This is a genomic window from Mesorhizobium sp. PL10 (genome assembly GCF_053714315.1).
In genome coordinates, this window is the sequence record NZ_JBSKBR010000007.1 from 115,739 (window position 1) to 127,661 (window position 11,923).

Annotated in this window: 11 protein-coding genes; 3 read left to right on the forward strand and 8 right to left on the reverse strand. The window is 62.9% G+C overall.

Annotation, left to right across the window (positions count from 1 at the left end; translation table 11 throughout):
* Positions 1-113: 113 nt before the first annotated feature.
* The 6 genes from ACWGTO_RS13535 to ACWGTO_RS13560 all read right to left on the reverse strand — a co-directional run bounded on the left by ACWGTO_RS13535 (position 114) and on the right by ACWGTO_RS13560 (position 6,549).
* The gene (locus ACWGTO_RS13535; protein ID WP_454575333.1) at positions 114-908 is read right to left on the reverse strand and encodes an SDR family oxidoreductase; all 795 of its coding nucleotides are present in this window, start codon (positions 906-908) and stop codon (positions 114-116) included.
* Between the two features lie 33 nt (positions 909-941).
* Positions 942-1,937 (reverse strand): inositol 2-dehydrogenase, encoded by a 996-nt coding sequence (gene iolG / locus ACWGTO_RS13540; protein WP_454575334.1) that lies wholly within the window; start codon positions 1,935-1,937, stop codon positions 942-944.
* Positions 1,938-2,048: 111 nt separating this feature from the next.
* Complete coding sequence (locus ACWGTO_RS13545; protein WP_454575335.1) at positions 2,049-2,816, reverse strand: ATP-binding cassette domain-containing protein; 768 nt, start codon at positions 2,814-2,816, stop codon at positions 2,049-2,051.
* 2 nt (positions 2,817-2,818) lie between these two features.
* Complete coding sequence (locus tag ACWGTO_RS13550; protein WP_352582733.1) at positions 2,819-3,895, reverse strand: ABC transporter permease; 1,077 nt, start codon at positions 3,893-3,895, stop codon at positions 2,819-2,821.
* A gap of 109 nt (positions 3,896-4,004) precedes the next feature.
* Positions 4,005-4,946: a sugar ABC transporter substrate-binding protein gene (locus ACWGTO_RS13555; protein ID WP_192255366.1), complete on the reverse strand. Its 942-nt coding sequence runs from the start codon at positions 4,944-4,946 to the stop codon at positions 4,005-4,007.
* Positions 4,947-5,517: 571 nt separating this feature from the next.
* Positions 5,518-6,549 carry a LacI family DNA-binding transcriptional regulator gene (locus tag ACWGTO_RS13560; RefSeq protein ID WP_454575336.1) on the reverse strand — a complete coding sequence of 344 codons (1,032 nt, stop codon included), beginning with the start codon at positions 6,547-6,549 and terminating at the stop codon, positions 5,518-5,520.
* 162 nt (positions 6,550-6,711) lie between these two features.
* On the opposite strand from ACWGTO_RS13560, the gene ACWGTO_RS13565 reads away from it, so the two are divergent.
* The 3 genes from ACWGTO_RS13565 to ACWGTO_RS13575 are packed head-to-tail and all read left to right on the forward strand — an operon-like array spanning position 6,712 to position 9,387.
* Positions 6,712-7,806, forward strand: a complete 1,095-nt coding sequence (locus tag ACWGTO_RS13565) for a fatty acid desaturase family protein (protein ID WP_454575337.1) — start codon at positions 6,712-6,714, stop codon at positions 7,804-7,806.
* A 31-nt stretch (positions 7,807-7,837) separates the two neighbouring features.
* The gene (locus ACWGTO_RS13570) at positions 7,838-8,152 is read left to right on the forward strand and encodes a MocE family 2Fe-2S type ferredoxin (RefSeq protein ID WP_095083246.1); all 315 of its coding nucleotides are present in this window, start codon (positions 7,838-7,840) and stop codon (positions 8,150-8,152) included.
* Entirely contained in the window at positions 8,149-9,387 is a 1,239-nt protein-coding gene (locus ACWGTO_RS13575) for an NAD(P)/FAD-dependent oxidoreductase (protein WP_454575338.1), read from the forward strand. Before ACWGTO_RS13570 ends, ACWGTO_RS13575 begins: the two co-directional genes overlap by 4 nt.
* A gap of 93 nt (positions 9,388-9,480) precedes the next feature.
* Here the strand turns inward: ACWGTO_RS13575 and ACWGTO_RS13580 are convergent, their stop codons facing one another.
* Complete coding sequence (locus ACWGTO_RS13580; RefSeq protein WP_454575339.1) at positions 9,481-10,437, reverse strand: DUF1402 family protein; 957 nt, start codon at positions 10,435-10,437, stop codon at positions 9,481-9,483.
* A 172-nt stretch (positions 10,438-10,609) separates the two neighbouring features.
* On the reverse strand, positions 10,610-11,923 hold the full coding sequence (gene hslU / locus ACWGTO_RS13585; protein WP_454575340.1) for an ATP-dependent protease ATPase subunit HslU: 1,314 nt from the start codon (positions 11,921-11,923) through the stop codon (positions 10,610-10,612).

Below are 11,923 nucleotides of genomic sequence, written 5' to 3' on the forward strand. Positions count from 1 at the left end.
TCATGCGGGTCATATAGTCGAAGCGGAGGCACTTGTCACGGGGGTTGGTGTGCAAGGCCGTTTCAGGATGGTCGGACCCTCGCGAAGCGATGGTTTACGCCAGACTCGTGCCGCTACTCCGGCGACGTCCCCGCAACATTCTGATCATAATCCACCAGCGACCCGGTCATGACGCCGGATTGCGGGCTGGCCATGTAGCTGATCAGCCGTGCCAGCTGGTCCGGCTTCACCAGCTGGCCCATCGGCTGGCCGGTCTCGGCCTTTTCCAGCCAGTCGTCGGAGGCGCCGTGCCATTTCTTCTGCACGATGTCCTCGCCTTCGGTGTCCATCCAGCCCGGCAGCACGGCGTTGCAGCGGATGCGGTTGGAGCGGTAGGCGTTGGCGACGTTCTTGGTCAGCGTCGCCAGCGCACCCTTGCTGGAGGAATAGGGCGCGAGGAACGACTGACCGCAATGCGCCGACATCGACAGGACATTGACGATCGAGCCCGGCGCTTTCTTGTCCAGGAGATGCGCCACGACGCCCTGCATCAGGAAGAAGGGGCCGCGCACATTGGTGGCAAATATCTGATCGAAGGTCTCTTCGGACGTCTCAACCAGCGAGCCCCGTGCGGACGTGGCAGCGGCGTTGACCAGCGCGTTGACGGTGCCGAAATGCGAGATGGCGGTCGCCACCGCACGCTTGCAGTCGGCCACTTTCGAGACGTCGGCGCTGATGAAGATGGCGTCGACGCCGGCTTTCTTGAAGTGAGCGACCGCCTTGTCGCCCTTCTCCTGCGAGCGACCGATAAGCGCCAGCGCCCGGCAGCCCTCGTCGGCCAAGGCCTCGGCGACAGCGAAGCCGATGCCTTGCGCGCCGCCGGTAACGATGGCGCGTGTGCTCGAATTGCGATCGGCTGATGCGCTCATCGCTCTGCTCCTGTGGGTTCTTCCCTGATGTTTTTACTTGTCGAGGCGGACGGTCTTGCCCGTCGTCGCCGACTTCAGCGCGGCATCGGCCAACTTCAGCGCCACGAGGCCGTCGGCGCCGCTGGGCGATGCCTTCTTGCCCGAGGTTGCGGCGGCGATGAAGGCGGCGATCTCGATGGCGTAGGCGTCGAGATAGCGGGTCATGAAGAAGTCGTGCAGCGGCGGGCGGGTATAGCCCTTGGCGTTGGCGACCTCGATCGACACCGGCCGCTGGTTTTCGGCGGCGACCATGCCTTTGGAGCCATGCACCTCGATGCGCTGGTCATAGCCATAGGTTGCGCGGCGCGAGTTCGAGATGACGGCCTGCTTGCCGGAAGCGGTTTCGAGGATGACGCTGACCGAGTCGAAATCGCCGGCTTCGCCGATCTTCTTGTCGACCAGCACCGAGGCGTGGGCGCTGACCGCCACCACCTCTTCGCCGAGCAGGAAGCGCGCCATGTCGAAGTCGTGGATGGTCATGTCGCGGAAAATGCCGCCCGAGCGCTTGATGTAGTCGATCGGCGGCGCACCGGGATCGCGCGAGGTGATGGTGACCATTTCGACGGTGCCGATGGCGCCGTCGTCGATCGCCTTGCGCACGGCGGCGAAATGCGGATCGAAGCGGCGGTTGAAGCCAACCATCAGCGTCGCCTTGGCCTTCTCGACCACGGCCAGGCATTTTTCGACGCGCTTGACGTTGAGGTCGATCGGCTTCTCGCAGAAGATCGCCTTGCCGGCCTTGGCGAAGCGCTCGATCAGATCGGCATGAGTATCGGTCGGCGTGCAGATGACGACGGCGTCTATGTCCTTGGACTTTTCAATCGCATCGATGGTGCGCACTTCGGCTCCATAGGCTGACGCCAGCTCGGTCGCCGCCTTCTCGAAGGCGTCGGCGACGGCAACCAGTCTGGCCTGCGGGTTGGAGCCGACGGCGCGGGCATGGACCTTGCCGATGCGGCCGGCACCGAGGAGGGCGAAGCGAACAGTCATGGAAATTTCCTTTGAGGGATTGGTTCGAGAGAGAGGTGGCTCCACCTTCCTGTCAGGGAAAGGTGGCAAGGTTATTTTTCCAACGCGCCAGAAACCGGATGACCATCCTGTTCAGGCCGCGAGGTCCGCCTCCCCGGTCTTGGCGCCGGTGATGTAGGAGACGATATCGTTGCCGTCGGTGTTTTCCTTGCGCAGATTGGCGACGATGCGGCCGCGCCGGAAGACGACGATACGGTCGCACAGGTCGAACACCTGGCGCATATTGTGGCTGATCAGGATCAGCGGCTCACCATTGTCCTTCAGCGTGCGGATGATGTTTTCGACCTGCGCGGTCTCCTGCACGCCAAGCGCGGCCGTCGGCTCGTCCATGATGATCAGCTTGGAGGCGAAGGTCGCGGTCCGCGCGATCGCCACGCATTGCCGCTGGCCGCCCGACATGTGGCGGATGGTGTTGGACAGATTGGGGATCTTCACCGCCGTCCGCACGAGCGCCGCCTCGGTCGCCTTGCGCATGTATTTGCGGTCGAGGATCGAGAACGGGCCGAGATTGAACAGCACCTTTTCGCGGCCAAGGAACAAGTTCGACGGCACGTCGAGATCGTCGGCCAGCGCCAGATTCTGGAACACCGTTTCGATGCCAGCCGTGCGGGCCTCGATCGGGCCGGCAAAATTCACTTCCTTGCCGTCGAACCAGATCTGGCCGCTGGTGCGTTGCTCGACAGCGGTGATCTGGCGCACGAATGTCGACTTGCCGGCGCCGTTGTCGCCCATGATGGCGACGTGTTCGCCCTTGCGCAGCTCGAAATTGGCACCTTCCAGCGCATGCACGCCGCCATAGCGCTTGCTGAGGTTTTCGGTCTTCAGGACGATGTCTGACATGATCAAGCCCTCAATGCCCGCATGCGTTGACGCCATTGGTCGAGAACGACCGCGCCGACGATGATCACGCCCTTCACCATCTCCTGATAGTAGGCGTCGAGGCGCAGGAAGGTGAAGCCGGAGATGATGACGCCGAAGATCAGCGCGCCGATCACCGTGCCGATGATCGAGCCACGGCCGCCCGACAGCGAGACGCCGCCGATGACCGCCATGGCGATGGCGTCGAGTTCATACATCACACCCATGCCGGACTGGGCGGTCAGGTTCTTGGAACACAGCACGACCGCGGCGAGCGAGGCAAGAATGCCGGCGATCGTGTAAACGAGGATCTTGTGATTGGGGATCTTGATGCCGGACATGCGCGCGGCATCCTCGTTGGATCCGATGGCATAACAATGCTTGCCGTAGCGCGTATAGGTCAGGATCAGTTGGAACAGGACCGCCAGCGCCAGGAAGATGATGACCGGCCTCGAGCCGGTGCTGATGGCGGCAAAACTGTCGGTGGGAAACGAGATCGGCTGGCCTTTGGACCACCATTTGGCGATGCCGCGCGCCGTGATCATCATGCCGAGGGTGGCGATGAAGGGCGGGATACGCGTGTAGGCGATCAACGAGCCGTTGATCAGGCCGGCGAGCATGCCGCAGCCGATCGCGACCAGCACCGGCACAATGACCGGCAGGTCGGTCCAGCCTTGCGCCAGGAACATCGCCTTGGGGTTGGGGTTGCCGTTGACGGTCGCCACCTGGGCGAAACTCATGGCGATCATGGCGGTGGCGCCGACGATCGAGCCCGAAGACAGGTCGATGCCGCCGCAGATGATCACCTGCGTGACGCCGATGGCGATGATGCCGACGATGGACACCTGAAGGATGATGATCTGCAGGCGGGCTTCATTGAAGATGCCGGCGACGTTGTCGCGGGTGTTGAACAGAAAGGAGTCGCCGAGAAAGATGCGGCCGATCAGTTCGAAGACGATGACGAGGATGACGAGCGCCAGGAAGACGTTGAATTCGGCCGGCCATGTGCGCTTCTTCGCGTCATAGCTGACCCCGCCGACGCCATGCGATGTCTGTGACAATCTTCTATCCTCCGTCAGCCGCGGTCGTTCCTCGCCGCCTTGCCGGCAACGAGGGAAGAAGGAGTGGCGCTGTCTTTTGTGTGAGAGCGCCACCCCGTATGCGTACGGCTCAGTTCTTCTTCAGGAACTTGTCGATGTTGGCAGGCGTCACGAGCTGGAAGGGCACGTAGACCTTGTGCTCTACCTTCTCGCCCTTGGCGAGCTTCAGTGCTGCATCGAGTGCGCCAGCGCCCTGGCCGGCCGCGTCCTGAAACACGGTGGCGTCGAGGTCGCCAGCCTGCATGGCTGCAAGCGCGTCCTGAGTGGCATCGACGCCGCCGACGACGACCGACTTCATGTCGACGTTGGCGGCCTTCATTGCCTGAATGGCGCCGATGGCGCTTTCGTCATTGTTGGCGATGACACCGTCGAACGGCTTGCCGGTCGAGAGCCAGTTGGTCATCAGGTTCTGCGCTTCGTCGCGGTTCCAGTTCGAGGTCTGCTTGTCGATGATCTTGATGAAGCTGCACTCCGGCGTGGCGATGACATCGTCGATGTCCTTGGTGCGCTGCACGGCGGCCTGGTTGGAAAGCTCGCCCATGATGACATAGACATTGGCTTCCTTCTTGCCGGCCTCGGTGAACAGGCGGCAGACTTCCTTGGTCTCGAGCGTGCCGGAATCGGCCTCGTTCGAAGCGACGAAAGCCTGGTTGTCCGGCAGCGTGTCGACATTGACCGGCTCCCGGTTGACATAAACGAGCGGGATCTTGGCTGCCGCAGCGGCATCCGACATCGCCTGCGTGGCCGAAGTGTCGACCGGGTTGACGATGATGGCGTCGACACCCGAAGCGGCGAAGTTCTTGATCTGGTCGAGCTGCTTGGCGACGTCGTTCTGTGCGTCTTCGACCTGCAGCTCAACGCCGCTCATGCCCTTGGCCTGCTCGATCATGCCGTTGCGCAGCACGGTCAGGAAGTTGTCGTCGAACTTGGCCATCGACACGCCGATCTTGGCGGCAAAAGCGGACGAACTCATCAGCGCCGCAAAGGCGACGCCCAAAATCAGTTTCTTCATTGTGTTTCTCCTCCACATTTGGTGTCCGGCTGCACCGATCTACCCGGAATCCCCGATCGCCCGAGGAATCTCTCCCTGATATCGTCTCTGTTCCGGATGGCGTTTTCCCAAGGATTGGAACGCCAGGCTCCCTGTTTGAAACAGATGTTCCGGAACGAAAGAACCAAAATCCCTAGCTAGTGAAATATTTATTCCATTTTTCGGAGACGTCAAGAGCCATTCCAAAACCGGGTGAAGGATTTTCTGAGGATGGATGATCAATGCCCTGGTCCGACTGGATTGGGCCAAGGTGCCGGCCGGCTCTCAGTCGCAACCATCGACGATTTGCGAAGGTTGCTCCCCTGACTTCGTCATTCTAGGGCGAAGCAGGAGCGAAGCTACGTCGCGCAGACCTTAGAATCCATTCCGTGACTTTGGTCGTGGAGTGCGACGGAGTAGAAACTCTGCACCGTAGTATCGCACAGAAGTCACGGCATGGATCCTCGGGCCTACGCTGCGTCGCTGCGCTCCTTGCTCCGCCCGTGGATGACGAAGGCGTAGATGTTCCGGCCAATCGCCGGCGTCGCAAACGCTAGATATTCTCCGGCAGATAGATGTCGAACGGCAAAAACGTCTGGCCCGGCGCGTTGGCGGCGCCCGTCTCTATGGCATGCGCCATCAGGTCGACCAGCTCCCGGCTGAGTGCCGCCAGCGGTGTCGAGATCACCATGGTCAGGATGCCGTCCGCCAAAGCCGCGCGCGACACCGCCGTGATCTCGTTGCAGATGACGGCCGGCATTTCGGCCGGCTTGGCTTGCCTTAACGCCGCGACCGCGCCTTCCATGCCGCCGCCGGCGACATAGCAGCCGACGAGATCGGGGTGGCGGTCGAGAAGATTGAGCAGCGTGTCCTGCGTGATCTCGTTGGCCTCGAGATTGACCAGTGTTTCCAGCAAGGTGAATTCCGGCGCCTGCTCGCGGAAGAATGAGCGGAAGCCGATTTCGCGCAGTTCATGGCCGTGGAAGCGGTGGCTGCCGACGAACAGCGCGACCTTGCCCGGTCGCTTCGCCGCTTTCGAGATCATCCAGGCCGCGGTGCGCCCGACTTTGCGGTTGTCGAGGCCGACATAGCCCTCGCGAATGCCGGCGGCGAAGTCGGACAGCAGAGAAAAAACCGGCAGGCCCTTGGTCTTCATCTCCTCGACGGCGACCGTCACTGTCGGGTGATCGGGCCCGACCAAAGCGACGGCCCGGCATTTGGAAGCCAGCCTACGGGTGCGATCGACGATTTCTTCAGGCGTCAGCGAGTCTGCGAAATCGATCATGGCGACGCCACGAAAGCGCGGCGATTGCGATACGGCCAGCTCAAGCTGGCGCGCGAATTCGCTGTAGAAGACGTAGTTACCCCTGAGCAGCAGGAAGCCGAGCCGATACTCCGGCAGCTCATGGCGCAGGCGCTGCTTGATCAGGCCGGCAGCGTGATAGCCGATCTCCGTCGCCGCCTCATAGACGCGGCGCGCCGTTTCCTCGCGCACCGGCAGGCGGCTGTTGAGCACGCGATCGACCGTAGCAACGCTGACGCCGGAAATGCGCGCCAGGTCGGTGATGGTCGGCCGTTTTGCCATGCTCGCCTCGTCGGGTTCGTCCGAAGCTTACTACATCATTCTGATAGGAAATGATAGAAACTATCTTTGTGATGTTGAGTCTATCATCGGTCGGCGCTATTTTCACGCTCGAAGCTAGGCTGGCATTCGCTGGAGCGAGCGCCGTTGCCGTGGGAGGCAATCATGACCGCAACACCGTTCCGGCGCGACTACAGCCTGATCGGCCGCGACGCCAAGCTCGCCGTCGAGACAGGGCTTTCGGCCGCCGAGTGGTATCACACCGACATTCCGCGCAAGCAGATGAAGGAGCTGATGCAGCGCTCCGACGGGCCGGCGATCCGCGACACCGCGATCTGGCTCGCCGCGCTGATCCTGAGTGCGGCCGGCGGCGCCTGGTTCTGGGGTACGTGGTGGTGCGTGCCGTTCTTCTTCGTCTATGGCGTGCTCTACGGCTCCTCGACCGACTCCCGTTGGCACGAATGCGGCCATGGCACGGCCTTCCGCACGCAGTGGATGAACGATGCCGTCTACCAGCTCGCCTGCTTCATGATCATGCGCAACCCGGTGACCTGGCGCTGGAGCCACACGCGCCACCACACCGACACCATCATCGTCGGCCGCGATCCCGAAATCGCCGTCATGCGGCCGCCGGACCTTTTGCGCGTGGTGCTCAACTTCTTCGGCATTCTCGACGCCTGGCATGCGATGACCGACATGGTGCGCAATGCCGCCGGCGTCATCAGCGCCGCCGAAAAAACCTTCATTCCCGAGCAGGAGCAGCCTAAGGCGATCCGTGTGGCCCGCATATGGCTCGCCATCTACATCGCGGCCATCGGCTTGGCCCTCTACCTGCATTCCTGGCTGCCGCTGATGCTGATCGGCCTGCCCCGCCTCTATGGCGCCTGGCACCACGTCATGACCGGCCTGCTGCAGCATGGCGGCCTCGCCGACAATGTCATTGACCACCGCCTAAACAGCCGCACGGTGCTGATGAACCCGGTCAGCCGCTTCATCTACTGGAACATGAATTACCATGTCGAACACCACATGTTCCCGATGGTGCCCTTTCACGCGCTGCCCAGGCTGCATGCGCTGATCAAGCACGATCTGCCGGCGCCAACGCCGTCGATCCTGGCCGGCTACCGCGAGATGATGCCGGCTTTCCTGCGCCAGTTGCGCAACGAGGACTATTTCATCAAGCGCGAATTGCCGCCGACCGCCAGGCCGTACCGCGAGGAATTCCACAACGATGCCGTCGCCGCCGCAGCGGCGGAATGAGCGCGGCGATCCGTTTTTCGGGGAGGTACAAATGAGCGACTGGGTCGAGGCCTGCGCGGCCGGTGACATTGATGAAGAGGATGTGATGCGCTTCGATCATGGCGGGCGCACCTTCGCCATCTATCGCAGCCCGGACGACGATTATTTCGCCACGGATGGCCTTTGCACCCATGAAAAGGTGCATCTCGCCGACGGGCTGGTGATGGACGACATCATCGAATGCCCCAAGCACAATGGCCGCTTCAACTACAAGACGGGCGACGCCCGTGGCGCGCCGGTATGCGTCAACCTCAGGACCTATCCGGTCAAGGTCGACGCCGGCAAAGTGCTGATCCAGATCGGATGACTGATATGACGCGCGGGATGGTCATCATCGGCGCCGGCGAATGCGGTGGGCGGGCAGCGCTGGCATTGCGCGAGCTCGGCTATGATGGGCCGGTGACGCTGGTCGGTGACGAACCGCATCTGCCCTATGAGCGGCCGCCTTTGTCGAAGGACGCGATGACGAGCGATGCGCCCGAGATCAAGGCGATCGCCAGTGATTCGCTTCTGACCGAACGCGCGATCCGGCACATCCATTCCGTTCAGGCCGTGGCGATCGACCGCACGGCGCATACGGTCCGGCTGACCGACGGCTCGGTCCTGCCCTATGACAAGCTGCTGCTGGCAACCGGCTCGACACCGCGCAAACTGCCGATGCCGGGGTTGGGTGCGCGCTGTGTCTATCTCCGCACCTTTGCTGATGCGCTCGCCATTCGCAGCCACCTGAGCCCGGCAAACCGCATCGCCATCATTGGCGGCGGCTTCATCGGCCTCGAACTCGCTGCGGCGGCGCGCAAGCTCGGAGCGGCGGTTACCGTCATCGAGGCGCAGCCGCGCATCCTGATGCGCGGGGTGCCGGCCGAGATCGCTGAAGTCATCCATACGGCGCATGAGGCCGAAGGCGTGGCCGTACTCACCGGCGTGGGGATCGCTTCCATAGCCGACGATGGCGCCGAGGTCAGCATCACATTCGCCGATGGACGGTCAATCGTCGCCGACCTCGCCGTCATCGGCATCGGCGCCGTTCCGGTCACCGCGCTGGCAGCGGAAGCGGGGCTGGGCATCGACAATGGCATTGCCGTTGACGCCACGCTCTGCACCGACGATCCGGATATCTTTGCCGCCGGCGACTGCTGTTCGTTTCCGCTCGCTGTCTATGACGGCCGGCGGGTGCGGCTGGAGGCTTGGCGCAACGCCCAGGAACAGGGCGCGCTGGCTGCGCGGAACATGCTGGGGGCGGCCGAGGCACATGCGGCGGTGCCGTGGTTCTGGTCGGATCAGTACGGCCTGTCGCTGCAGATTGCCGGGCTTTCCGACGAGGGAAGCAGCACGGTGCGCCGCGACCTCGGCGACGACGCCTTCATTCTTTTCCACCTCGCCGAGGATGGCAGGCTGGTGGCGGCGAGCGGTATCGGCCCCGGCAATGCGGTGGCGCGCGACATCAGGCTGGCCGAGATGCTGATCGCCAAGCGGGCGAAGCCGGCGCCGGATGCACTGGGATCGCAGGCGGTGAAGCTGAAGTCGTTGCTGGCGGCGTGAAGGGCTGACTTACCCAGACCTGCGGGAGCGGCACCGCCCCACCCGGACCTTTGGTCCGACCGCCCCACAAGGCGGAGGTAGAGGGCCGCTCGCCTAAAACAGCGCCTTCAGCTCGTCCAGCTTGTCGTTGACCAGCCAGCCGTAATAATTCTCTTCCGGCAGTTTCACCGGCTCGCCGGCGGCGCGGCGCTTGTCGTTCTCGGCCTTCAGCGCATAGGCGCGCTGTTCGGGGTTGCCGACATTGTAGAGCGTGGCGGTGAGCCCCGGATTGCCCGAAATGTCGAAGCCGGCAATGCTCTTATACGCATCGATCGACTTGCGAATCGTCGCCGCCACATAGGGCAGCGTCAGATCCGGATCCATGATCGTCTTGTAGACCCCGTTGGGATCGCCGACATCGAGCTCCGGCAGTCCCGAAACCTTGTGCACGAGATCGCTCATCTGCAGCGCGGTCAGCGGGTTGAGCTGGCCCAGGCCAAAGGTCTGGCCGGCATAATAGGGCTGGAAGAAGGTGGCGCCGAAGCGGTCGTTGGGAAAGCTTGTCCCGCCGACGGTCTTGCCGCGGAAAGAGTGGTTCCACACCTGCTCGCGGCATTCCCACAGATCGTAGCTGTCCGACATTGTGCATTTCTTGAACTCGGGCCGCTGCACGAAATCGGTGATGTCCTCGCCGTCATAGGCGAAGGACAATTTGCTGGAGAGGTAGGAGATCGCCTTGACGTAGTAGGTCTGCAGCCGGTCGTAGGCGTCGACATTGTAGGTGTGCTCGCCGACGATGGCGCCGACGATATGCAAGGGGTTGATGCCGTAAGCGGCGGCCGCCTTCTTGATCTTGCCTCGCAGTTCCGCGTCGCTCTGCAGCAGCGCGTACACTTTGCGGTATTTGGCCTGGAAGGTGGTGTTGGTGGCCTGGGTGCGACGGCTGGAGGCGCCGGGTATGTCTGGCTGCACGGCGTTGCGGTTGCCCGCCGGCACCAATGTTGCCGCGTCGGCTGCGAACAGCGTCGCCGCCAGCGTCAAGCCGAGAATGATCAGGATCAGTTTTTTCATGCCGCCGCCTAAAGAATTGCCGCGCAAACTAGGGAGTGCTCCCGGTTGAGTCGAGAGCGCCCCGTCGCACGGCAAGACGAAAGGTGGCCGCATGGTACCATCCGGCCACACATCATGCAGTTTGCCGGAAATTGTTGCCTGAACCGGCGCCGGACTGATCCGGCGCCCTCGTTTAAAGGATGAATCGCGACAAATCTGTGTTTCTGGAGAGGTCGCCGACATGCTTTTCCACATAGGCGGCGTCGATGGTGACGCTGGTGCCGTTGCGGTCCGGCGCGTCATACGAAATCTCGTCCAGCACGCGCTCCATCACCGTCTGCAAGCGTCGGGCGCCGATGTTCTCGACGCTGGCGTTGAGGTCGACGGCGATGCCGGCCAGCGAATCGATGGCGTCGTCGGTGAAGGTCAGGTCGACGCCTTCCGTCTTCATCAGCGCGATGTACTGCTTGATCAGGCTGGCCTCGGTCTCGGTGAGGATGCGGACAAAATCGTCCTTTTCCAGCGCCCTCAGCTCGACGCGGATCGGCAGGCGGCCCTGCAATTCCGGCAACAGGTCTGACGGCTTCGAGACATGGAAGGCGCCCGAGGCGATGAACAGGATGTGGTCGGTCTTCAACGGTCCGTATTTGGTTGCCACGGTCGTGCCTTCGATCAGCGGCAGAAGGTCGCGCTGCACGCCTTCGCGCGAAACGCCGGCCCCCATGCCACCCTCACGCGAGGCGATCTTGTCGATTTCGTCGAGGAAGACGATGCCGTCATTTTCCGTCGCATCGAGCGCCCGGCGCACCACCTCGTCCTGGTCGAGCAGCTTGTCGGACTCGTCATTGACCAGCAGCGCGTAGGACTCCTTCACGGTGGTCTTGCGCGCCTTGGTCTTCTTGCCGCCCATCGCCTTCGACAGCATATCGTTGATGTTGAGCACGCCGATATTGCCGCCCGGCATGCCGGGAATCTCGAAGCCGGGCATGCCGCCAGTGCCGGTATCGGCAACCTCAATCTCGATCTCCTTGTCGTCGAGCTCGCCGTCGCGCAGCTTCTTGCGGAAGCTGTCGCGCGTTGCCGGGCTCGCCGTCTTGCCGACCAGGGCCTCCAGCACGCGCTCCTCGGCGTTGAGGTGGGCGCGCGCCTTGACGTCCTCGCGCATCTTGTCGCGCACGAGGCCAATGGCGATCTCGACGAGGTCGCGGATAATCTGCTCGACATCGCGGCCGACATAGCCGACCTCGGTGAACTTGGTCGCCTCGACCTTGACGAAGGGCGCGCCGGCGAGCCGCGCCAGCCGGCGCGAGATCTCGGTCTTGCCGACGCCGGTCGGGCCGATCATCAGGATGTTCTTCGGCATCACCTCTTCGCGCATCTGGCCTTCGAGCTGCTGGCGGCGCCAGCGGTTGCGCAAGGCGATGGCCACGGCGCGCTTGGCGTCCTTCTGGCCGATGATGAAGCGGTCAAGTTCCGAAACGATTTCACGGGGAGAGAAGGTGGTCAT

Coding starts and splice junctions, on each gene's coding strand:
- ACWGTO_RS13535 (WP_454575333.1), bottom strand. CDS start 908: ATGAGCGCATCAGCCGATCGCAATTCGAGCACACGCGCCATCGTTACC.
- hslU (WP_454575340.1), bottom strand. CDS start 11,923: ATGACCACCTTCTCTCCCCGTGAAATCGTTTCGGAACTTGACCGCTTC.
- iolG (WP_454575334.1), bottom strand. CDS start 1,937: ATGACTGTTCGCTTCGCCCTCCTCGGTGCCGGCCGCATCGGCAAGGTC.
- ACWGTO_RS13560 (WP_454575336.1), bottom strand. CDS start 6,549: ATGGCAAAACGGCCGACCATCACCGACCTGGCGCGCATTTCCGGCGTC.
- ACWGTO_RS13555 (WP_192255366.1), bottom strand. CDS start 4,946: ATGAAGAAACTGATTTTGGGCGTCGCCTTTGCGGCGCTGATGAGTTCG.
- ACWGTO_RS13570 (WP_095083246.1), top strand. CDS start 7,838: ATGAGCGACTGGGTCGAGGCCTGCGCGGCCGGTGACATTGATGAAGAG.
- ACWGTO_RS13575 (WP_454575338.1), top strand. CDS start 8,149: ATGACTGATATGACGCGCGGGATGGTCATCATCGGCGCCGGCGAATGC.
- ACWGTO_RS13565 (WP_454575337.1), top strand. CDS start 6,712: ATGACCGCAACACCGTTCCGGCGCGACTACAGCCTGATCGGCCGCGAC.
- ACWGTO_RS13545 (WP_454575335.1), bottom strand. CDS start 2,816: ATGTCAGACATCGTCCTGAAGACCGAAAACCTCAGCAAGCGCTATGGC.
- ACWGTO_RS13580 (WP_454575339.1), bottom strand. CDS start 10,437: ATGAAAAAACTGATCCTGATCATTCTCGGCTTGACGCTGGCGGCGACG.